Consider the following 21,730-nt stretch of genomic DNA (forward strand, 5'->3'; position numbering starts at 1 on the left):
GTCAAATCGACCGCTGTAGGTGAATTCATCAGTTGTGTGTGTCGTGACCAATGTCATTCGGTCATTCGTTGACAGCCAGAGGATTCTACCACCCTTCGCCACCCTTGTCAAATGCCATGGTTCTGATCCACGAAGCACACGAAGGAGCACGAAGCGCGGGCCACAACCGCGAAGATCGCGACGACCGCGAAGTGCACGAATTGCACCAATGCTTCTGCGGTGCCACAGAGCTATCGACCCCTGCCCACTGACCCCTGAATCCTAGCCATCTACCTTTTGCCTTTTGCCTTTTGATTTCTGCCTTTTGATTTCTGCCTTTTGATTTCTGCCTTTTGCCTTTCACTCACTCCTCGCCCACTGCGCGACGGCGGCGGGTGCTCACAGCCGAGCCTTGGGATTGCAACAAGGCCATATCACGAATGATTGTGCGCCGACTAACGGCCAAAGCATCAGCTAAATCGTCGTCGGTTGGGGCGGCTCCAGCATCGTCGGCTTCATCAAGTAGGCGCTGCAAACGATGGATGCGCAATTCGCTGCGATCGTTAAAGCGATTATCCTCAGGCGCATGCAAAGTCCAAATTACCTCAACCCGATCGGTGTGGCTCAGTGATTTGCCCAAGGGCACATCAGCGCGAACTAACAACACTTTGCGTTGAATATAGCCGCCCTCGGAAAGCATTTGAGTACGGCCATACACCCGCGTCAGGCGCATCCACAGGCCAGCCATCGAGCGAATCGCCCCAGCCAGCGGCGCAACTCGTTGCAATTGCAGCACCATGCCATGCAACTTAACATTGTTTATAAATGAATCACGCAGGGTTGGGTCACGGAAACGATTGGCCTGATTGTGAATTGAGCTGTAGGCATGTTGCAAATGTAGCCGATCACCATACACCCAAAACCGCGTGAAATGCAGCAATACATCGGCATAAAACAGCTCTTTGGGGTCGTACATAGCTTCCGCTTCGGCCAACATCGCTTGGGCTTCGGCAGCAAAACCACATAATTGAGCAGCTAAGGCATGCATCAAAATTGGTTGCAAAAAGGCTGATCGGGCTTGTTGCCACATGGCTGTAGCCCGCCGCAACAAAGGCAAGGCTTGGTCGGGCCGATTGCGAAAAATCTCCATTGCGCCAATTGCCGAGAGTAGATATAACCCTGCGCCTTGTTGATGCGCCTGATCAAGCCAAGGCTGCACTTCTTGCACCACCGTTTCGGCTTGCTCAAAATCGCCAGCTTCTAAGGCCACCAAAATTGTGACGCTATGGGCAAAAAACGACCAATTGGAGTTGGGCGGCATTTTGGAATCACGAATCATCTGGCGAATACGCTGAGTCGTCGCTTGGGCCATTTCGGTCAAGCCAAGCGCAGTCGTGATGAAGGTTGACATGAACAAACCCACACCCAAAAGCCAAATATCATCAAGCGCTTCGAGCAATTCAATTGATTTGTTCATCGTGCTAAGCGCGGTTTCCCAATCGGCATAGCTAATGCCAACTTCGCTCAATACCCGCAACACATTGCCCCGCGCTGGATACAAATAGGGGTGTAATTCGGTCAAGGTCAAGGCTTCGGCGGCAATCCGCTGAGCTATGCTGGTATCGCCCAGCATCCGGTAGGCAAAGGCTAATGAGCAGAGCGCGGCCACCAAGACCGTATCATCGTGGCTGCTACGGGCTAGGGCAACTGCTCGTTCAAGCAATGGCAAACTATTGCGTGGCTGGACTGCGGCGCTACTAATTAAATGAAAGCCATAGGTATTTAAAATGCGGGCTTCTACCGCTGGCAATTGCTGAGCTTGAGCCAAATCTAAAGCTCGCTCGGCAATACTCGCCATTTCAGTTGGGTTAGAATCAACTGAAGAGAGCACAATCCGGCTTTCATACACTTCGAGCAATGCCGCTTGATCGCCCAAACTCAAAGCCAAAGTTTCTAGACGCTCAACGTCGGCCCGCCAAACTTCTAGCTGGCCCAAAAACACCAAAACCCGTTGACGCAAGCGCAATAAGGTCAATTCCAAACGGGCATCAACTGGTATTTGCTGATATAACTCCAAAGCCCGATTGGCATAATCGAGGGCTGTCGTGTAGGCATAGGCTTGCAAGGCTTGTTCGCCAGCTTGTTGATAGGCTCCAATCGCCGCCGCCCAGCGTTGTGCTCGCTCATAGGCCCAAGCAATTGTTTCGGGCCGACAAAGTGGCTGTTGCTCAAAATAATTGGCGGCCTGTTGCACCGCTGCTTGGCATAATTCCAGTGCTAAACTTTGCTCAACCGCCACGGCAATCAGATCGTGGTAAAACTGAAAACCTGCATGTGTCTGCGCCACCAGCCGCGCATCTAAAAGATCAGGGATGGCTTGATCGACCTCAGTGCCTGCGACAAACCGCCAAGCCGCTAATGTCCAGCTACGACCCAAGGCATTGGCCGCTGCCAAAGCCCGATGCGCCAACATTGGCAAGGCCTGCACTCGCTGCGCCACCAATGCTTGAAATGAGTGCTCATGAGCATCGCCACGATGTAATAATTGCTCTTGCAAAAAGAGTGGATTGCCCGCAGTCAGGGCATGTAAAGCGGCAATTTCGGCCATGCTCGGAATCGGCACATGATTCGGCCACAAGCGCCCCACCAGATGTTGAAAATCGTGCAGCGCCAAGCCATTTAATTTAACTGATTGAACTGGCAATTCTTGACGCATGCGGCGCAAGGCTTGCAACATATGGCTCGATTCGCTACCGCGATAGGCCAAGATCAGCAATAAACGGGAGCGTAAGAGTGCCTGAATTTGGCTCGGCGACCATTGCAGCACATTAAATACAATCCGTTGCGCCCAATGCATATCATCTAGTACTAATAATAATGGTGCTTGCTGGGTCGCTGCGAGTAAGGCATTCAACAACGCCGCAGGCAAACTCGGACGATTCGCGTGATCGTGCTGACTCAATTGGGGTAAATTTGGCACAAGCGCCGACAAGCCAAGCCGTGTAATCGGATCAAATTGGTCAAGCAGGCTTTGATCAAGGATTTGGGTCAGAGCTTGATCAAGTGGAGCGTAGGGCGAATTGCCACCATTAATTTGACCCGCACCCCAAGCCACCCGAAAACCACGCGCTTGGGCTGCTTGGCTCAATTCGTGCAATAAACGGGTTTTGCCAATTCCAGCAGCGCCATCGAGCAGCACCAAGCCACCACTATGACTCAAGGCAGCATCCAAGCCATCAAGCAACAACGAACGTTCATGCGTGCGACCCACAAATGGTATTTTCTGCCAACTACCGCCAATCGTGGTTTGACGCAAGGTTTGTTCAGCCCGAATTTGCTCGGCGAGGGCACTGGTTTCGGCAACTGGCTCAACGCCCAAATCAGCAGCCAAACGTTCGCACAAATGACGATAGGCGGTTAATGCCAAGTGCGGACGGCCAAGGCTTACATGGCAACGCATCAGGAGCATACAGGCTTGTTCATCGAAGGGATCGAACGCTTGCCAACGCTCAGCACTTGTTAGCGCCACACTATAATCGCCTTGGGCAAAGGCATGGTGCGCCAATTTGGCAATTGTGGCGGCAAACAGTGCTTGCAAATCAGCGCGGGGGCCATCGAGCCATTCGGCATCAACATCAGGCAATAATTCATCACGATATAATTGACATGCCAATTGCCAATCGATGCTTTGATTGCTTTGCGCACCTTGCTGAAACGCTTGGAGATCGCACCAAATCGAGCCTAATTGCAAGGTTTGGGCGTTCGCCAAGAGCCATTCATCACAACTTGGGCTATTTTGGCGTAGCCGATAGAGTGTCGCCGAAAGTGCTCGTCGCGCCTGAGGTTCGGGCAAATCGGGCCAGATTGTCGCCGCCAAGCGCAAACGACTAATGGGCTGCTGGCGATTTAAGGCTAAAAATACCAATAATGCGGCTAGCGGGCCATTGCCAAGCGCAATCTGTTGGGTTTCATATTGGAGGCGTGGCGAGCCAAATAGGTAGAGCGAGCAATCTTGCATACGTCTATTGTAGTGGACATGTCTAGAGTATGGGCGCGGCGTTGATGTCCAAGGCCTTTCTAGGCGAAAACAATTGATCACTGGCAACAAAAGGTATAGGTTTTAGCAGATTATGTCATTCTATCAAGCAGCTTTAGGACTAATTGACTGTAGGAGGGCGCTAGATATGGTAGTATGATCAAAACTTAATCATATGTTCGCAAATCATTCATTCTTTAAAGATATCATCACGACTCACCCTGTTAGGTAGCTTTAGTCTAATTGACTATGCTTAGCAGCGGCGTATAATGGCAATAGACGGGTATTGCATTGGCGATACCATTCCTCAAGGAGGCTTGCAATGGCTGGTTTAGGCGTAACAGAACTGTTAATTATTTTGGCAATTGTGATTGTATTGTTTGGTGCTTCGCGGATTGGCGATCTTGGTGGAGCAATGGGCCGTGGCATTCGCGAGTTTCGCCGTGGTGTGCGCGATGAAGATGCCACAGCACCAACCGATGCTAGCAAAAACGAATCGAAATAACGGACTACTAACAATTGACATGCATCGTTGAGGCACGTAGCGCGTGCCTCGCGTTGTTCTTACGGGGGGGCTATGACCGTTGCCCTGCGTTTCCTCGGGGTTCCTTCAATCCTCTACAATCAGCAAGCACAGTCGCTTCCCAGCAAAGCGGTAGCCCTCTTGGGGTATCTTGCAGCAACCATCCAACCTCAACGCCGCGAACATCTTCTGGCATTGCTGTGGGCTGAAAGTAGCGATGAAGCCGCCCGCAAAAATTTACGCAATACGCTATGGACAATTCGGCGCAGTTTAGGTGGTGAGATCATCTTAGCCGATGAGGATCGCTTGCGTTTGCATCCGGATTGTGCGGTTGATCTTTGGCAGTTACGCAGTTTGGCAGAAGGTTTGGTTTCACCAACCGTTGAGCGTTTGTTGCAGCTTGCCCAAGGGCCATTGCTCGATGGCGTGATGTTACCCGACGCTCCCGATTTTGATTTATGGCTGGTGACCGAGCGCGAACAGGTGCATTTAACCACGATGCGCTTATTTCAAACCGCGATCAGCAATTATCAAAAACAACAGCAATGGGTGCATGTGTTGACTTTAGCTCGCGCCGCCCTGCGTTTCGATCCGCTCTCCGAATCGTTGTATCAGGCGATTATCGAGGCCCATTGGCGGCAAGGTGAACGCGCCGAGGCCTTGCGCCAATATGAGATGTTGGCCAATACGCTGCAGCGTGAGTTAGGGATCGATCCCTTGCCTGAAACCCAAATGCTGCGCCAGCGCATTTTGCAAACCAACCAACTGATGAGTACAAACAACGCATCAGAACCAGCCAAACCTGTGGTCACAGCGCCGATTGCTGAGCCAAAGCCCTTGCTCAAGCCAATTAAACGCGCCGCCCCCCGCGCCGCGCCCTTTGTTGGGCGGCAATATGAGCAATTACTGCTTAACCAAGCCTTGATGCGCAGCAACGAACGGGGCTTGCAAGTGGTGCTCATTACTGGCGAAATTGGGGTTGGCAAATCGCGGCTCTGGCAGGAATGGGCACAGCAATTACCTGCTGATAGCACCATGTTGGCGATGCACTGCCTTGAATCGACCCAAAGCTTACCGTTTGCCCCGTTGACCGAACTATTTGGTCAGCGCATCTGCCTATCACGGCTTTTTTCGGGCGATTCAGCGGTTGATCCGATGTGGTTGGCCGAGGTAGCGCGATTACTGCCGCAATTGCGTGGGCATATTCCCAATTTGCCAGAGCCACCAGTGTTACCCGCCGATGAAGAGCGACGACGTATGTTCGAGGCTTTTGCCCAATGTTTACGGGCAGTAATGACCAATCATCTGGTAATTGGCATCGACGATTTACACTGGGCCGACCAAGCCACCGCCGAATGGCTCGATTACGTCGTTGATCGCTTGCACGATTTGCCGATTGTGTTGGTGGTGACCTATCGTTCGGAAGAGGCCAACGCCCGTTTGCAACGCTTGGTGGTTGGTTGGCAACGCGGCAGTTTGGTCACCCGCATCGACGTGCCACGGCTCGATCTCAGCGAAGCACGTGAACTTTTGGGTGCATTGGGTCATCCTAATCCTGATGATCAGACCTTGCTCGAACGTAGCGCGGGTAATCCATTATTTTTGCTCGAACTTTGCCGCACGGCTGATCCGGCTGATGTGCCGCCGATGTTGGTCGATGTGCTCAGCGCTCGTTTGGCGCGTCTGCCAGAACGAGCAGCCCAAATTGTCCAAGCGGCAGCGGTGCTTGACCCCTTGTTTGGCTATAGTATTCTGCGCGAAACTGGCGGACGTTCCGATGAGGAAACCCTCGATGGGCTTGATGGGTTGCTCAGTGCCGCTATCTTAAAAGAGCACGGCGATAGCTATACCTTTAGTCATCCCTTGGTAGCAACCGTTGTCCGTAATAGCCTCAGTCGCGCCCGCCGCAGCTTTTTGCATCGCCGCGCCGCCCAAGCTCTACAACACGAATATAGCGATCAACGGGCGATTGCAGGACGCTTGCTATTGCATTATCGCGAGGCGGGCGAGGCCAAATTGGCTGCCAGTTATGCCGACCAAGCTCTAGAGCACGCGCTTTCATTGGCAGCACCGAATGAGGCTGTGGCTTTTGGGCAACAGGCGGTTGAGCTTGATCCAACGCCTGAGCGCTATTGTCGGCTGGGCGATGCCTTGGAGTGGAATAGCGAAGTGCCTGCGGCGCGTGAGGTTTATCATACGGCGCTGGCGCAATATCAAGCCCAAGCCAATTGGCTTCGAGTTGTGGCAGTGTGCACCAAGCTTGGCCGCACCTATTTGGTCGTCGGCAGGCCTGAGGTGGTGATCGAATGGGCGGAACGGGGCTTGGCAATTTATCATAAACACAAGATTGATGATCAATTGATCGAAGCCGATTTGCTGTTGCTCTTAGCGATTAGCCAACGTTTGGCGGGCTACCCATTAAACGTAGCCTACGAAAATATTCAAGCCGCCTTAGAGGTTGCGACCGCCCAGCAAAATCACTCGTTGATTGGGCGTTGTCAATTTGAGTTGGGCAATATTTTGGCGCAACGCGGCGAAATTAAGGCAGCGGTCGAAACTTTTGCCTTGGCGATTGCCAGCACCGCCGCCACCAACGAGCAATATCAAATTATCTTGGGCTATAACAATGCTGCCTATAATGCCACCTTGATCGGCGATTTGGTCACGGCGCATAGCCATATTCAAGCAGGCTTGCACTTGGCCGAACGCTTGGCCTTGCGCGTGCCATTGCAATATTTGTATAGCACACGCGGCGAAATTGCCTTAGCCGAAAAGCATTGGGACGAGGCCGAAGAATGGTTTGAACGCGGAATTAGCGTGGCTCAAGCCAATGGTAATGCGGCTCAAGTTGCCAATTATCGTGCTAATTTGGGCTTGGTGGCGCGTGGCCGTGGCGATCTTGATCAAGCGTTGGTCTTGATGCGCACAGCACTCAGCGAAGTTGAATTGCTCACTGCGCCATTTTTACAAACCCAAATCAACATTTGGCTGGCCGAAATTTGGCAAGAACGCCACGATTATCTAGCTGCCAATGCTGCCTTACAACGGGCACAACAGGCCGTCACACCTGAACAAGGCTTTTTGTATCAACGGGTTCAGCAATTACAACAACAACTTGGCAGCATGCAACCAGCAATGGTTCATCAGCGTTCTATTTAAAAAGGAGTTGCCATGGCCGATCAATCAGTGCCCTACAGCCATAGTGAATTGATGATTGCTTTAGAACGCGATGTTGCAACGGTTAGCGACACAATCTTGGCCTTGACCCCTGAGGAATGTTTTGCTCATCCGGAAGGGGTTTGGTCACCGGCTGAGAATGTGTTGCATCTTCAACAATTGACCAAAGTTTTGACCCTGGCGTTTTATGTACCACGGTTCACGCTTAGCACGTTGTTTGGCAAGCCCAAGCATCAATCGACCGATTATTTAACGATCAAAACTCGTTATCAAGCAGCAATTGCCAAGGGATTTAGCGCTCCGGCCTATTCGATTCCAGCCAAACCGCAAGGCTCAATCAGCCTGCAAGCGCAACAAGCCTTGGTTGCACAATGGCAAAAACTCAATCAACAGCTGATCGAAACGCTTTTTCATTGGGATGAAGCAGCACTTGATCAGTATCAATTGCTGCATCCAGCTTTGGGCAAATTAACCGTGCGTGAGATGTTATTTTTTATGCATGCCCACACCGCGCACCATCTCAACGATCTTGCCAAATTGCGCCAAAACCACGTTGCCAGCGAATAGTTCCATTCCCTCACCCCCAAGCCCCTCTCCCGCTGCCGCAGGCGAGGGAAGTTTAGATTTGAGGGTGACGAGTATTAATTAGCAGTTTTGCTTATACGGAAACTCGCGTTCTCACAAGGGTAGCGTTTCCTATCGAACCACGGATTTGCTGGTTCAGCAGTGGATGAATAGCTAGCACCAATTGAATTTTAGGGGGTGCAGGGGGATGAAAACACCCTGCGTTTCCCTCCGGCGGAGGGACGGAAGGGTGGCGAAGGAAGCAATTCACCATAGTAATCTGAACCAATAACCATTACATAAACTTGTGACAATCATTGACATAGAACAAAAGTTCTACTATAATTTTCTTCAGTGGTAAACGAGCATGTACGTTTAGCCTGAGGAGGCATTATGGCGGTCACAAGTCGTAATTTACGCACAAATTATCCACGCCAATCGATGGGGCGACGACTTGTCCGAGTTACAGCTCCGCAACAAGCGCATCGGCGCACTCAAACGCAACAAACACCAACGACGCTGCCCGCAATTTGGATTAATCGGTTGCTTTGGGCTGGGGTAGTGGTACTTTTAGCCCTACTTTTAGGCACACTCAGCGGTATTTTTGGGGTCTGGATTGACGATTTACGCTATGGCCGACCACGCGTTTCACACTTAGTTGCCAATGTCGGCCACGAAAGCGCTCAAGGCTTGCCCAGCGAATTTATGGCGATCAATTTGAATCGGCGGGTGGTTGTGTTAGAATTCCCTGGAGGCGATGCAAGCAAAGCTCGCACGCTAATTGGCCCATATCTCTTTGGCGCAGGCGAAGATCTGACCCCCATCACCCTTTCGACCCACGATCTGAACAACGATGCCCGTCCGGAGCTATTGGTCAACATCAAAAATGAACAACTAATTTATATCAACCAAGCCGATGGCTTTCGGATGATCACTGCTGCGGAACAAGCTAGTTTGTTGAACCAGCAACAATGAGTGGTCTCCGTGCCAGGAGAACCCATCCATGTTATATGGTTTTGATGATTTTTCTTCGCGACGACGCACCTTCTTCTTAATTGCGCTGGCGGCTGCTTTGGTCTGGATGATCGTGCAGTTTCGCGGAAGCAGCAACGTCTTTTATAGCTCGATGAGTGCTCCAGGCCGACCCGCCCAATCTGCTAGTGGTAATCTTGCTGGCTCGTTTGGGGCGATCGACGGCGATAGTATTTTGGGTGTACCAACCATTTCTGCTGCAAAAATCGATCAGGTGCTCAGTTCTTACAATTCTCCAGCAACTGGCAAGGGTCAAGTGATTTATGATATGGGTATCAAGTATGGCATCGATCCAGCCTACTGCTTAGCCTTTTTCATTCACGAATCGACTGCTGGGACCCAAGGTGTTGCACGGGTCACGCAATCGATTGGCAATATTCGCACCACCGCTGGTTATGAAGATTACCAAGGCTATCGCAAATACCCAAGCTGGGAAGCTGGCATCGAAGATTGGTACAAGCTGATTCGCAATTTATATATCGACGAATGGCAATTGACAACAATTCAAGATATTATCCCAGTGTATGCGCCACCAGTTGAAAACGACACTAATCATTATGTCGAAACGGTGCGCACATTGGTCAACTCATGGAGAGCAGCAGGTTCATGAATTGGTATGATTTGAGCGATTATGGCAATAACTATAAACGTGGTGCAGTCGCCCTCGGCTTGATTGTGGTGCTCTTTTTGTTGCTCAATCGTCCTTCTACACCTACAATCAGCGCTTGGCGCGGTGAAAATCCCAGCGTTGCGGGCCTCTCTGGCTCAGCAATTCAGGTTGGCCAAGGCGATACCTTGGTCGCGCCACCAGGCATTTCGAGCGATCAACCATGGGGCAATCCGGTTGCCGCCAATCGAGTAGTAATGACCCAAGGCTATGGAGTTGGCTCACACGCGCCTGCCGAAGTTTGGGGGGCAATCGATCTAGCGGTTGATGGTAATGGCGATGGCGCGGCTGATCCAGCTGGTTCGGTCGGTGCACCTGTTCGCGCGACCATGAGCGGCTATATTGAGGTTACCGCCGATTCGTGGCCAGCAGGCAACCATATTTGGGTTATCGGCAACGAATATAAAACTGGCTACGCCCACCTCTCCGAGTTCAAAGTGCAAGATGGCGATTATGTTGAACGTGGCACAATCATTGGCACGATCGGTTCAACTGGATCATCGAGCGGTCCGCACCTCGACTACCAAATTTGGCATAATGGGGTTAACCAAAATCCCCTCAACTACCACCCGTTACCGTAATGTTTTTCGCGCTAAAATAGACTATTCTAAAAGCATGAATCGTTTGCGCTGATTCATGCTTTTCTTTTGCTCAGTTTCCTCATTGATCGAACATACGAGGCACTATGGCTCTAGCAACGCCCACGCCCCAACAATCGCTGGTTGAGCGAATTCGGCTTTTGGTGATTGCCCAAACCGTCATGGTTGGCTTAATTGGTATCGCCACTTGGTTTTTGGTCGAAATTCCAAAGGAGCGGGCGGGAGTTGCGCTAGGTCTAGCACTCGTCACGACTATCAATGTTTTTCTCTATCTATTGCGCAAATCGCGTCATGCTCCACGGATCGTCGTGGTCAATTTCTTGTTGATCGTCGGGGTGATTGTGCTGACAGATGCGACAGGTGCCCAATTATCGGGCATGAATTGGACGCTGTATCTGATTTGGCCAGCCTTGACCATGTTGGTGCTGCGCGAATTACGCTATGTGCTGGTGGTCAGTGTCGTTACCTTGGCAGCATTAATTACCTTCCCTTTGCTCGAAATTTATGGGGTGATTTCGCTGGAGTTGATGATTCCTGCGCCGATGTTACTGTTAAAATTGATTATTTTTGTGGTCGTTTTTTTGATTTTGACTTCCATGATGATCGTGATTGGCTTGGCTGATCAGCGCAGTCAAAAAGTGCTAGCTGAACATACGGCATTAATCACCAATCAACAAGCTGAATTAGCCCAAGCCAATCAATCGCTGCAAGCAGGCAACCACCAATTACAAGCCTTGGCCCAACGTCAAGAAAGCTTGCTTAATCAAATTCAACTGCTCGAAGCACCCATTATTCGCTTGGGCAATAATGCGATTTTGCTGCCAATCACGGGTATGCTCGATCAACAACGGATTAGCCATATTCGCAGCGCCGTGCTCCAACAAATTTACCAACTACGAGCGCAACATTTAATTCTCGATATGACTGGAGCATTATTGCCCGATGCCAGCGTGCTGCCCGATTTTGCCGATATGCTAGCAGCGATTAAACTCTTGGGTTGCGAAGTGCGGGTTACGGGCATGACCAGCGAGATTGTGCAGCAATTGGTCTTTACCGATGTCGATTTGCGCATTTTTGGCAAAACTGGCCAGTTGGAGCAATTGATTCAAGAGGTTTTACAGCCTTCAAAAGGGAAATAGCTCTTCGATTGAGATTAATTGCAACGAGCCAGTTGGGCATTGGCTCAAACAAGCCCGATCATCATAGCCTGCGCATAAATCGCATTTACTAGCCACGGTTTTGGGCTGAATTTGATGTGATTGCTGGCGCATCCGCTGCCAAAGCTGCCAAAGTGGCCCTTGCTGGTTCTGTAAAAAGATCGTTTGCGATTCAACCGCATCATAAGGGCAGGCCAGCACACACTCGTTGCAACCAGTGCAAGCATCAGTAATCCGTAACGCCCCATTATCATCCCATTGAATCGCAGCTTCGGGACATGCCTCAACGCACTCGGCTCCAACTCGACACTGCCGACAACTCTGAGTAATATCCCAATCTTCGATTTTAGCGCCGTTGAGCCGCATACGGGTTTGGCCAAAACGCTCAGCACAAGCCTGCTCACAAATTCGGCAATCGGGCGGGCATTGCGCGGGCTGGCGCACCAACACATGCGAGCCACGAAACATGCCATAGCGCACCGCCACTTTGATCAAATGCTGACGAGTTTGGTCGCCGCGTACTCGCTCCGAGTGATGCACCCGTTCATCGATCACCCGCCGTACCGCCGCTTCAAGCGAAGGATGTTGGGCAACTTGGGCCGCAAAAACCGCACCCGGCAGGTGCAAGCAGCGGGTTGGGGTTAGACAACGTAAGGTGGCATTGTGCGGTGTTGCCGAGAGCAAAGCCATCTCGCCAAAAAAATCACCATCGCTGAGGGTTGCTACAATCACGCCATGTTGCTCAACGGCAATTTGGCCTTGTTCGATCAAATATAAGGCTTGGCCAGCCGAGCCTTGCTCAAAAATCACGGTGTTACGGCCAAATTCTTGGCGCGTGAGTTGGGTTGCCAACAAGGCCCGTTCTTCAACGCTGACATGACTAAACAACGGCACACGGCTCAGGGCACTAACCGCGCGGCGTTGCAAATAGCTCGCTTCGAGCAAACGCATAAATAGTGGCAGATGTTGCTTTTTTTCGTGCAAACGCTCAATCGACCATTGCAACGCGAAGATTTGGGTTTGGGCTTGGACGGCATACAACAGCGAATGTGAGCTAAAAAAGATGCTATTGCCAAAAAAATCGCCCTCGCCCAACTCGCCAATTGAAATCGGCTCACCATCGCGATCAAGAATCACTGTATCAGCCACGCCGCTCAAAATCACATAGCATTGGCTACTGCGTAAACGGGCAATCGGAATCGTGTCGCCTGCCGCAAAAGCCCGAAAAACCCCAATTCGCGCCAAAATTGTGGCTTCGTTGGTGGGTAATTCGGCCAAATTGGGCAGGCTCTGCAAAGCATCAACTTGGAGATTGAGCGCGAGAGGAGCCATATATTGAGCCTCGATTATTGGGTTTGTTGATAGTGATAGGGTAAACTGCGCCGCATATGTTCATCGGCCATTTGCCATGAATGATTGGCATTTGGCACAACCCCGCTGAGCCGATTGTGCGCCCCGACTTCGCGCAGCAACTCATCGAGCCGTGCCCCACGATAATAATTAACATTGGGCTCGGCGGATTCAGGGCCATATTCGATCAACCATTGCAATTTTGAAGCCTGCGCTCCATCAATTCGCAATAAGGTCAATGGGTTATGTTGGGCTGCAAAAGTATGGTCGCGCGGCACGCCAAAATTGGCATCAAATAAATTACGTTCGAAAACACTATCACGAGCAGCGATAATTTCGGCATTCTCAGGGTCGTCCCAAAAGAATAAGCCATCGTAAGCCCCGACCGAAGCCCACTCGTTGGGATGGCGCAAAGCTTGATTAACACTGATAAAGCCGCCCAACGAAAAGCCATCAAGCGAGCGATGCGCACCGCCAAATAGCACCGGATAATGGGTTTCGACATAGGGAATTAAATCGCGATAGATAAAATCTTCGAATAAGCCAGTGCCAATTGAAGGATCAGCCACTAATTCTGGTGAATGGAGATTGATGCCTAAGCTATGAATCCCATCATTGGCGTTGGTCATGCCTGGAAACACCATCACCATCGGGCCAATCTGATCTTGGCGACGTAATTCCTCGTAGACATCAATCACATTGCGATTGCCACCGCGCGTCCCATCTTCAGTTTTATTGATCCATTCGCGTTCATGACCACGGAAAAGATAGAGGCTGGGTACACGCAGGTTTTCATCGCTACGAGTTTCAATTGGCAGATAAATATAAAATGTGCGGGTAATTCCCAAAGCCTGGCTGAAAAAATCGACCCGTTCAACCCGCTCATCATAAATTTTAGCTGCATCACGCTGACGATCAGCCCAAGCCGCCACTGTACCCTTAACTTGCGCACCGCTGGCGGCGATTCCAGTTCGATTGGGCATTTCGCTGCCATCAGCGGCTTTTTCGACATTCGACCACGAACCACGGGTTAACTTGAAATCAAGCCGCAAGCCATTGGTAAAGGGCCAAGCGCCATAGGCAATATCGGCACTGCGCGAAAGCACATAGGTCGGATCATTCGGTCGCCACTGATTAAACGAACCAGTCAGATACAGTTGATCACCAGGCGCGGTATCGGCAGGAATTTTAAACTCAAAATTAACCAATGGCGTAGCTTCAGGCGCAGAAAATAGCGCGAAGCCGCGTTGACGGCCAACCATCACTCCTAAGCCAAATGCCAGCCCCAGCCCAACCACAAATAAGATTAAGGTCAACCACATGCTGCGTGCTCGTTTCAACGCTGAACAAGATCGTGGTAAGCGCCACGATAATAGAGCAAGGGTAGACCATCGCGCAGGGTTACATGCTCAACTTGACCAATAAAAATCGTATGATCGCCGCCATCAACTGCCTGAAACAGCCCGCATTCCATGTTAGCCAAAGCTCCGTCGAGCAATGGAATACTGCGATTGCCAGCCGCCGCCGCAATTTCCGACCAATCGTGTTTTTGCGGGCCAGCAAAGTGGCGCGACAACGATTCTTGCTCGTTGCTCAAGATATTGATCGCAAAAGCCTGAGCTTGGAGCAACAGATCGTGCATTGGCGAGCGTTTATCAATCGCGATAATCGCCAAAGCTGGATCTAAAGAGAGCGAGGCAAAGGCGCTAACCGTTAAACCATAGGGCTTCGCATCCACAATCGTTGTCACTACAGTTACACCGCTGGCAAAACGGCTCATTGCTTGCCGAAACAAAGCAGGGTCAAGCGTCATCGAATATTCCTCATACAGATTGCTACGCCTATTGTAACGAGGTTCAAATGTCAATGCAAGGCTAGGGGCTAGGGATCAGGGGCCAGTTTGATCCACGAAGCCCACGAAGAGCACAATGTGCTTTGGCTTTTGGCTTTGAATTTCATCCCGCATCCCGCATCCTTCATACTTTGCACGACTTCTGCTATTATGCATATATCGACATATTGCATGAGGTAACGGACGCATCATGGCAATTCCATTAGGCGCAGCACAGGGGCGAAGCAGCCAACGGAGTGCTGTATTAAAGTTGGGCTTGCCAGCAGTTGGCGAGCAATTATTGAGTTTGATGGTTGGGTTGGTTGATACCTATGTGGTGGGACACTTGAGCTTAGCCGTCGCAACTGCCAATGGCTACGATCGCCAAATCGCCTTGGCAGCGACCGGCATTTCGAGCCAAGTCACATGGACATTAATCACCTTTTTTATGGCAGTAGCCCTCGGTAGCACGGTGGTTATTGCGCGGTTTGTGGGGGCAGGCGAGCGCGAACAAGCCAACCAAACCCTGCGCCAAGCCCTGCTAATTGGGCTAGCCATGGGCCTGCTGAGTTTATTTTTGGCCTATAGCTTTGCCCCTCAACTGATGGATTTACTCGGCGCAAACGAGCAAGTGCGCCAATATGGGGCTGGCTATTTGCGTATTTCCGCCTTATCAATGCCCTTAATGGCCATGCTTTACGTGGGCAATGCCGCCTTACGTGGCTCCGGCGATACGCGCACCCCACTCAAGGTTATGCTGGTCGTCAATGGGATCAACGCAGGGTTATCGTTGCTCTTGGTCAATGGCTATTTTGGTTTTCCGGCGATGGGGATTAATGGGGCAGCATTTGCCGCGATGAGTGGGCAAGGCATCGGTGGCTTAATGGTGCTTGCAACACTGATTCGTGGCCGTTCAGGCTTGAAGCTTGATCAAATTCCACGCCCAGATGGCAATTTGATCTGGCGGATTTTACGCCAAGGGCTGCCATATGGGGCTGAGCAATTTATTTTTCAGGCCGCATTATTAATTTTTATCCATTTGATCAACGATATTGGCACGGCGGCTTATGCTGCGCATAACACCATTATCACGATTGAAAGTATTTCGTTTTTGCCAGGCATGGGCTTGGCGGTAGCCGCCACAACCTTAGTCGGCCAACATATGGGAGCAAATCAGCCACAACAAGCTAGCGAAAGTGGCTTTGAGGCATTTCGGCTGGGAGCACTCTTCATGGGGGCAATTGGCTTATTGTTTGTAGTTGCGCCAGAAGTCTTTTTGCGCTTTTTCGTTGCTGACGAAGAGGTAGTGCAACTCGCCGCCTTACCGTTGCGCATGGTTGGGTTTGCTCAGCCCGCTTTGGCCGCTAATTTCATCTTCAGCGGCAGTTTACGTGGTGGTGGCGAGCCAAAATGGCCACTGATTAGCAAAATGCTGAGTGTTTGGTGTGTCCGCTTACCGCTGGCATGGCTGCTTGTCAAGCACTTCGACCTTGGCTTGAATGGCATTTGGCTGGCAATGTGTACCGATTTTGCCGTCCAAGGCAGCTTGGCATGGTGGCGCTTCCGACAAGGCAAATGGCAAAGTGCAAAAGTTTAGCATTGGGGAGCAATGGTTGAGGTTGGAGCAGGGTCGGGTTTAAGACCCCTCACCTCCGACCCCTCTCCCACGGCGGCGGGCGAGGGGGTCAGGGGGTGAGGGCATGCTGACCGTTGTTAATGCTACGAACCATTACAGCTAGCAGTTAGGGACGAGGGATCAGGCTATTGGCATCAGAAGATAAACAAACGCATCTGTGCTGATCTGTGGCTAAAACTTAACCTTCGTGCGATTCGTGTCCTTCGTGGATCAAAACTGCTGACACCTCGTCCTTAACCAAAGCTAAACTTGCGAATTGTTAGGCCATGATATGATGGCAGCTATGATGATTCAGACGTTGAGCGAACTTTACCCTGATTTGCGGCGCTTGCGGTTTGGTAGCATTGTCTATGCCTTGCTAACCGACACCACCCCCGAAAATCAGCAACATCGAATAATTCTCGATGCGGCGCTGCGTGAAGCAGGTAGCCGTGGTTGGCTCACACCTGAAGTTTTTGGCCGCTTACGCGCTGGCGACGATGCAGTGGTGCTTTCGATTCTCGATGAATTGCTGATTGCCCAAGCCTTGGATCGCGCCAATTATAGTTTGCAGTTCAATCCACCTGGCGAAGGTCGCCACGTTGGTGAGTTGTTGATCGAGCGTGGCGATCTGCGCTCGTTTATCGAAGTTAAGTCGTTGCTGCCGGCTGAGGCGGTGGTTTTAGCCCAAACAACCTTAGCCCGTTTGCGTGATTTGGCCAGCACCATTCCTTTGGCAGCCCGTTTGACGCTGGAAATTACCCATCATCCCAATAGCGGCATTAGCCATCGCGAGGTACGGCGCTATTTGCATGTTGCTGCCGAGCAAATGCTCAGTGGCTGGACTCACCCCGCCGCCTATACCCATAGCTCAGGCATTTATCTGCGGCCTGTTGATTGCCAACCCTTGCCCGAAGCCGAACATTTACAGATTGATCTGTATCAAGAGGAATATCCAGGGTTGGCGCGGCGAGCACATCGGGCGTGGTGCGACCGTTTGTGGCGAGCAATTCGCGGTGGCTATACCCAATTGCCAGCAGGTGAGCCAGCAGTGATCATCGTGGTTGATCATGCTCAGCCAGCGCCGCCACTTGAGGCGTGGCTTGCGCCCTTGGGTGATATGCTGCGCATGGGTGCACATCATCGCTTGAGCGCTGTGATTCGAATCGAACTCGCTAGTTTGCGCACAGGTCAGCCCGCGCTTACAATCTTTCATAATCCACGGGCCAGCAGCCCGTTGGTCAGCCAGCCAATTCTTGGCCAGCACGAATTGCATATTTCAATGTTGAATCCTGAAACGTGGTGAGGAACGAGCATGCCCCGAATAACCAAAGTCTATACGCGAACTGGTGATAATGGCACAACCGCACTCGGCGGTGGCCAGCGAGTCCCCAAGGAATCGCTGCGGGTTACGGCATTTGGCACGGTCGATGAGCTTAACTCCAATCTGGGCGTAGCCTTGGCAGTTGGCGTGAGCGAACGGCTCCAAGCGCCATTACAAGCCATCCAAAACGAGCTATTTCATCTTGGCTCCGACCTGTGTATGCTCGAAGAAGATAAGCAAAAATGGCCGATTCCCCAAATTGAGGCGCGACACATCGAGGCGCTTGAGCAGCTCATGGACGAATTGATGGATGCGGTTGGCCCACTGGAGAATTTTATTCTGCCTGGTGGCTCGCAAACCTCGGCTCATTTGCATGTTGCCCGCACAGTTTGCCGCCGCGCCGAGCGCGATGTCGTAGCGCTTAGCCGCGAAGAAACCATCGGCAGCTTTGTAATCAAATATCTCAATCGGCTTTCCGATGCGTTGTTTGTGATGGCTCGCTATGAGAATTTTGTGCGCAACGTGCCCGATGTCATTTGGGATAGCCGCGCCTAAATGTGCTAGCCGATCATGGAAAAACCCATGATCGGCTTAGTTAGCGCCAATCTGGTTGCGAATCGCAGCATTGAGCCAAGCACTAAATTGACACATACGCCAATCGTTACAAGGCTCGCACAGCAGATTAAACGCCCCAGCGCCAGTTTTCGCCTCATAAATGTGGAGCTGGTTCACCGCATAGCTAAGCAGATCCGGCTTGGTTGTTAGTGCCAGCAAGACGCGTTTGATCTCACGATAGTTAATCTGTTGTGGTTCTAGCTCATGGATTGAATGGTCGAGGAGTTCTAAAACAGCGGTCAAGGTTACCGCCAACAAACAATGCTGCTCGCGATCATACAATAAGGCATGGGTTGGTTGCTCGCCAAACACATTGCCAAATGCCAATTGAGGGTTCAACAAACAGGCATCACGTAAATCTTGCACAAAATTCATGTGCCACAAGCCAGCCTCTGCTCGCAACCAGCCATCGTTGGCTAGCGCAATCAGGTGATTGTATTGCGTATGCCACCACCAACATAAAAAACGACCATCCCCATGATAATCCAGCAAGGCATCGAAATTCCAAGCGGCCTGTGGCGGCGGCAGCGGAACTTCGAGCACAATGCCGCCACTCACCAACAAGGCTAGTTCTACGTTGATAATCATAGGTCACCTGCGATCATTTGCAGGTCAGCGAGCCACCAGTAGTCCGTTAACTGAGCACGCAAAACGAGAATGTTTCGACTACACACAGCCATAGCCTCATCCTTGCAAAAGAACGAACCCCAAATCGGTTATCAAATGATCTAGAGCTTTAGGATATAGCTAATTATAGGATGAGCACGCCAAAAAAAATAGCAGGATTTTGGTATTGATCTCAACAAGTTTAAATCATTTGGGCTATGATTTAAACTTGTTGCTTAATATTTTTAATTATTGGGTGATTATCCGAACATTTGGCCTTTATTCGCTGGTGGTGATCAGCACTGGCAGATTTTTCACGCCAAAGGTAATTGGGGTGGGAATTGGCTCAAGTTGTGCGTCAGGTTTGATCGTGATTGTTTCGATGCGTTTGAGCATGGCTTCTAAGGCTAATTTGCCTTCGAGCCGCGCCAATGGCGCACCCAAGCAGTAGTGAATACCATGACCAAAGGCAATATGTTGGTTGCCTTTGCGATGCAAATCAAAGGTTTCTGCATCGGGAAATTGGCTCTCGTCGCGGTTGGCCGAGCCAATCACTGCCATCACCCGCTGGCCCGCTAGAATCGTCACATCGCCGATTTGCTGCTCGGTATGAGCGTGGCGGGGCATGGCTTTAACTGGCGAATAGTAGCGCAAGGTTTCATCTAACACATTCGGAATTAAACTGGGGTTGGCGCGTAACTCAGCATAAATCGCTGGTTGTTCGCTAAATACCCGCACCGCGTTGCCCAACAAATTGGTGGTGGTTTCGTTGCCTGCAACCAACAACAAGGCACAAAAACCAATCAAATCCATATCGCTAAGCGATTCGCCATCGATTTGGGCGTTGAGCAAATCGCTAATCAAATCAGCTTGGGGCGCGTTGCGGCGTTGCTCGATCATGCCAAATAGATAGGCTCCAAACTCTTGGTAAATTGGCACGATTTTGCTCATATCAGGATTATTCGACGAGGTGATGATTTGCTCTGTCCAATATTTGAATTTATCTTGATCTGCGGTGGGCACGCCCAACATTTCGGCGATCACGGTCATGGGCAGAGGCGTAGCAAAATCGCGAATAAAATCTGGCTCTGGTTGGGCCAGCATATCATCAAGTAAACGATTGACCAAGCCATCGATCCGGTCGTGCAATTGCTCGATCATGCGGGGAGTAAAAGCTAAATTGACCAACGAACGCAACTGGCGATGGCGCGGCGGATCAGTCATCAACATGCTATTGGCAAACATATTCATGCCATCGCCACGGTCGGGCGGAGCCGAGGAGAAGTGTTCGTAATCGGTCATAACCTGCTTGACATCGGCATAGCGAAAGACCACCCACGAGCCAATCGTTTGATCAAAATAGACCGGATTTTGCTCACGCATGGTCTTAAACCACGGGTACGGGTTCAACAGGGATTGCATAAAACTCACGCTGGTTCTCCTTCCGACTGAAAAACACAATCCATACTATTCTACTGCTAGATTATGAAGCTGGCTCGGCTGAGGTTGAGCCAAGCCGCAACAACGTGGTTGCTTGCCACTGGCTGCTCGTGCCTAAGCGTATCATCAACTTCTTGCCCAGCAATTCGTTACAAGCTTTCTGAAATTGGGCCTCGGTGAGTTGGCCCAACCAACCCTGACGCAACAGTGTATCGAGCAAATCGCCATAGCTCCACAAGCGTGGTTGTTGGGTGGCGATGCTGGTTAGTGCGGCGACAATTTGGGCATGCTGTTGGCGACGCAGCTGGTTTTTGCTCGGCAAGGCGGGGTCGAATAAGCCAATTTGCTGGGGGTTGCCCGCATTCTGCGATAAGGCCTGGGCTTCGGGGTTCTCCAACAATGCCCCTTCAAATTGATACAAACACTGATTGAACGGCAAAACCAACGAGCGATCGCTGGTCACGATGATCAAATCGTAGGCTTTTTGGCCCCATGTGGTATGGATTGGACAAGCCGCCGCCCAGCGCCAACGCGAACCGCCAAGCTCCGTTAACTGCTGAAGATAGAAGGTTTGCAGGGCTGAGAGCAGGGTTTCGCTGGGTGATTCGTTCACAATTGTTCGCCAATTACGGCTGGCAAACAATTGATCAAGCTGACGCTCAGTTTGGGTCGGTTGCTGTTCACGCTGCGCCAGCAAATTGGCCAAGCCTATGTGATCAAAGCGTAAGATTAGATCAGTGCGAGCCAAACGGCGGGCCAATTGATCCAAGCCATTGCTGATGGGAAGCAAACCGACTTCACCATCGAGAATAATCAGGCTTGGGTTGGCGGCTAATTCACTGGTTAATTGGGTCAGATTAAGCGGATCATGGGGCCAAAATTTGAACTGTTGCCCGCTGGTTGGTTGCCATGCCGCCTGTTGTTCGGGTCTAGTGGCACGTAGAATGATTTGAACCGAGGTTTTGGTTTGGTTGGCTAGCTGTTGATAATGGATGGCTGCGCCAGCCGTGGCCCAACGCCCAGAGCCATAACGCACAGCCCCAGCCTCGCCATCGAAAATCACCAAGTGTTGGTGAGGCGAGAGGCTTGGTGTGATCAGCGGGAGATAGGTTTGCACGAGGCTAACTTTGCGTTCAGACCAACGTTGGGCTTGCGATTGCAACATAGGGTTACTCGTAGCAACAAAACCACTTGACTATATGCTATCACGAGCAA

At 51.1% G+C, this 21,730-nt stretch carries 17 protein-coding genes; 10 read left to right on the forward strand and 7 right to left on the reverse strand.

Annotated elements, in window-relative coordinates; all coding sequences use genetic code 11:
• Positions 1 to 343 precede the first annotated feature (343 nt).
• Positions 344 to 3,997 carry an AAA family ATPase gene (locus tag DEF47_RS07630; protein WP_012191211.1) on the reverse strand — a complete coding sequence of 1,218 codons (3,654 nt, stop codon included), beginning with the start codon at positions 3,995 to 3,997 and terminating at the stop codon, positions 344 to 346.
• Positions 3,998 to 4,337: 340 nt separating this feature from the next.
• On the opposite strand from DEF47_RS07630, the gene DEF47_RS07635 reads away from it, so the two are divergent.
• From DEF47_RS07635 to DEF47_RS07665, 7 genes are all read left to right on the forward strand, one after another.
• Positions 4,338 to 4,520 (forward strand): Sec-independent protein translocase subunit TatA/TatB, encoded by a 183-nt coding sequence (locus tag DEF47_RS07635; RefSeq protein WP_012191212.1) that lies wholly within the window; start codon positions 4,338 to 4,340, stop codon positions 4,518 to 4,520.
• A gap of 72 nt (positions 4,521 to 4,592) precedes the next feature.
• Positions 4,593 to 7,697: an ATP-binding protein gene (locus tag DEF47_RS07640; protein WP_012191213.1), complete on the forward strand. Its 3,105-nt coding sequence runs from the start codon at positions 4,593 to 4,595 to the stop codon at positions 7,695 to 7,697.
• 12 nt (positions 7,698 to 7,709) lie between these two features.
• Positions 7,710 to 8,282 (forward strand): DinB family protein, encoded by a 573-nt coding sequence (locus tag DEF47_RS07645; RefSeq protein WP_012191214.1) that lies wholly within the window; start codon positions 7,710 to 7,712, stop codon positions 8,280 to 8,282.
• A 390-nt stretch (positions 8,283 to 8,672) separates the two neighbouring features.
• Positions 8,673 to 9,254, forward strand: coding sequence for a hypothetical protein (locus DEF47_RS07650; protein WP_012191215.1), 582 nt, complete (start codon positions 8,673 to 8,675; stop codon positions 9,252 to 9,254).
• A 28-nt stretch (positions 9,255 to 9,282) separates the two neighbouring features.
• A complete protein-coding gene (locus DEF47_RS07655) occupies positions 9,283 to 9,921 on the forward strand; it encodes a glucosaminidase domain-containing protein (RefSeq protein ID WP_012191216.1) in 639 nt (212 codons plus the stop codon).
• Positions 9,918 to 10,559: a M23 family metallopeptidase gene (locus tag DEF47_RS07660; RefSeq protein ID WP_012191217.1), complete on the forward strand. Its 642-nt coding sequence runs from the start codon at positions 9,918 to 9,920 to the stop codon at positions 10,557 to 10,559. Before DEF47_RS07655 ends, DEF47_RS07660 begins: the two co-directional genes overlap by 4 nt.
• Positions 10,560 to 10,663: 104 nt before the next feature.
• Entirely contained in the window at positions 10,664 to 11,716 is a 1,053-nt protein-coding gene (locus tag DEF47_RS07665) for an STAS domain-containing protein (protein ID WP_012191218.1), read from the forward strand.
• On the opposite strand, the gene DEF47_RS07670 is transcribed toward DEF47_RS07665, so the two are convergent.
• From DEF47_RS07670 to DEF47_RS07680, 3 genes are read right to left on the reverse strand one after another with little or no spacing between them, the layout of a single operon-like run.
• A complete protein-coding gene (locus tag DEF47_RS07670; protein ID WP_012191219.1) occupies positions 11,702 to 13,066 on the reverse strand; it encodes a cyclic nucleotide-binding domain-containing protein in 1,365 nt (454 codons plus the stop codon). The two genes, DEF47_RS07665 and DEF47_RS07670, sit on opposite strands and share 15 nt — an antisense overlap.
• A 14-nt stretch (positions 13,067 to 13,080) precedes the next feature.
• Positions 13,081 to 14,406 carry an alpha/beta hydrolase gene (locus DEF47_RS07675; protein ID WP_012191220.1) on the reverse strand — a complete coding sequence of 442 codons (1,326 nt, stop codon included), beginning with the start codon at positions 14,404 to 14,406 and terminating at the stop codon, positions 13,081 to 13,083.
• A 14-nt stretch (positions 14,407 to 14,420) separates the two neighbouring features.
• Positions 14,421 to 14,897: a flavin reductase family protein gene (locus tag DEF47_RS07680; protein ID WP_012191221.1), complete on the reverse strand. Its 477-nt coding sequence runs from the start codon at positions 14,895 to 14,897 to the stop codon at positions 14,421 to 14,423.
• A gap of 229 nt (positions 14,898 to 15,126) precedes the next feature.
• Here DEF47_RS07680 and DEF47_RS07685 point away from each other — a divergent pair, with 229 nt between their 5' ends.
• The 3 genes from DEF47_RS07685 (at position 15,127) to DEF47_RS07695 (ending at position 18,409) form a co-directional block, all read left to right on the forward strand.
• The gene (locus tag DEF47_RS07685; RefSeq protein WP_012191222.1) at positions 15,127 to 16,512 is read left to right on the forward strand and encodes an MATE family efflux transporter; all 1,386 of its coding nucleotides are present in this window, start codon (positions 15,127 to 15,129) and stop codon (positions 16,510 to 16,512) included.
• 322 nt (positions 16,513 to 16,834) lie between these two features.
• Positions 16,835 to 17,836, forward strand: coding sequence for a hypothetical protein (locus tag DEF47_RS07690; protein ID WP_041304697.1), 1,002 nt, complete (start codon positions 16,835 to 16,837; stop codon positions 17,834 to 17,836).
• 9 nt (positions 17,837 to 17,845) lie between these two features.
• Positions 17,846 to 18,409, forward strand: a complete 564-nt coding sequence (locus tag DEF47_RS07695) for a cob(I)yrinic acid a,c-diamide adenosyltransferase (RefSeq protein WP_012191224.1) — start codon at positions 17,846 to 17,848, stop codon at positions 18,407 to 18,409.
• A gap of 36 nt (positions 18,410 to 18,445) precedes the next feature.
• Here the strand turns inward: DEF47_RS07695 and DEF47_RS07700 are convergent, their stop codons facing one another.
• The 3 genes from DEF47_RS07700 to DEF47_RS07710 all read right to left on the reverse strand — a co-directional run bounded on the left by DEF47_RS07700 (position 18,446) and on the right by DEF47_RS07710 (position 21,680).
• On the reverse strand, positions 18,446 to 19,057 hold the full coding sequence (locus DEF47_RS07700) for a hypothetical protein (RefSeq protein ID WP_012191225.1): 612 nt from the start codon (positions 19,055 to 19,057) through the stop codon (positions 18,446 to 18,448).
• A 297-nt stretch (positions 19,058 to 19,354) separates the two neighbouring features.
• The gene (locus DEF47_RS07705) at positions 19,355 to 20,497 is read right to left on the reverse strand and encodes a cytochrome P450 (protein ID WP_012191226.1); all 1,143 of its coding nucleotides are present in this window, start codon (positions 20,495 to 20,497) and stop codon (positions 19,355 to 19,357) included.
• 61 nt (positions 20,498 to 20,558) lie between these two features.
• Complete coding sequence (locus DEF47_RS07710) at positions 20,559 to 21,680, reverse strand: hypothetical protein (RefSeq protein ID WP_012191227.1); 1,122 nt, start codon at positions 21,678 to 21,680, stop codon at positions 20,559 to 20,561.
• Positions 21,681 to 21,730 lie beyond the last annotated feature (50 nt).

This window comes from Herpetosiphon sp., from assembly GCF_003512625.1.
Lineage (GTDB): Bacteria > Chloroflexota > Chloroflexia > Chloroflexales > Herpetosiphonaceae > Herpetosiphon > Herpetosiphon aurantiacus.

What these genes read in the sequence shown, in the direction of transcription:
- DEF47_RS07630 (WP_012191211.1), bottom strand. Translation starts at nt 3,997, where the DNA reads ATGCAAGATTGCTCGCTCTACCTATTTGGCTCGCCACGCCTCCAATAT.
- DEF47_RS07635 (WP_012191212.1), top strand. Translation starts at nt 4,338, where the DNA reads ATGGCTGGTTTAGGCGTAACAGAACTGTTAATTATTTTGGCAATTGTG.
- DEF47_RS07640 (WP_012191213.1), top strand. Translation starts at nt 4,593, where the DNA reads ATGACCGTTGCCCTGCGTTTCCTCGGGGTTCCTTCAATCCTCTACAAT.
- DEF47_RS07645 (WP_012191214.1), top strand. Translation starts at nt 7,710, where the DNA reads ATGGCCGATCAATCAGTGCCCTACAGCCATAGTGAATTGATGATTGCT.
- DEF47_RS07650 (WP_012191215.1), top strand. Translation starts at nt 8,673, where the DNA reads ATGGCGGTCACAAGTCGTAATTTACGCACAAATTATCCACGCCAATCG.
- DEF47_RS07655 (WP_012191216.1), top strand. Translation starts at nt 9,283, where the DNA reads ATGTTATATGGTTTTGATGATTTTTCTTCGCGACGACGCACCTTCTTC.
- DEF47_RS07660 (WP_012191217.1), top strand. Translation starts at nt 9,918, where the DNA reads ATGAATTGGTATGATTTGAGCGATTATGGCAATAACTATAAACGTGGT.
- DEF47_RS07665 (WP_012191218.1), top strand. Translation starts at nt 10,664, where the DNA reads ATGGCTCTAGCAACGCCCACGCCCCAACAATCGCTGGTTGAGCGAATT.
- DEF47_RS07670 (WP_012191219.1), bottom strand. Translation starts at nt 13,066, where the DNA reads ATGGCTCCTCTCGCGCTCAATCTCCAAGTTGATGCTTTGCAGAGCCTG.
- DEF47_RS07675 (WP_012191220.1), bottom strand. Translation starts at nt 14,406, where the DNA reads ATGTGGTTGACCTTAATCTTATTTGTGGTTGGGCTGGGGCTGGCATTT.
- DEF47_RS07680 (WP_012191221.1), bottom strand. Translation starts at nt 14,897, where the DNA reads ATGACGCTTGACCCTGCTTTGTTTCGGCAAGCAATGAGCCGTTTTGCC.
- DEF47_RS07685 (WP_012191222.1), top strand. Translation starts at nt 15,127, where the DNA reads ATGGCAATTCCATTAGGCGCAGCACAGGGGCGAAGCAGCCAACGGAGT.
- DEF47_RS07690 (WP_041304697.1), top strand. Translation starts at nt 16,835, where the DNA reads ATGATGATTCAGACGTTGAGCGAACTTTACCCTGATTTGCGGCGCTTG.
- DEF47_RS07695 (WP_012191224.1), top strand. Translation starts at nt 17,846, where the DNA reads ATGCCCCGAATAACCAAAGTCTATACGCGAACTGGTGATAATGGCACA.
- DEF47_RS07700 (WP_012191225.1), bottom strand. Translation starts at nt 19,057, where the DNA reads ATGATTATCAACGTAGAACTAGCCTTGTTGGTGAGTGGCGGCATTGTG.
- DEF47_RS07705 (WP_012191226.1), bottom strand. Translation starts at nt 20,497, where the DNA reads ATGCAATCCCTGTTGAACCCGTACCCGTGGTTTAAGACCATGCGTGAG.
- DEF47_RS07710 (WP_012191227.1), bottom strand. Translation starts at nt 21,680, where the DNA reads ATGTTGCAATCGCAAGCCCAACGTTGGTCTGAACGCAAAGTTAGCCTC.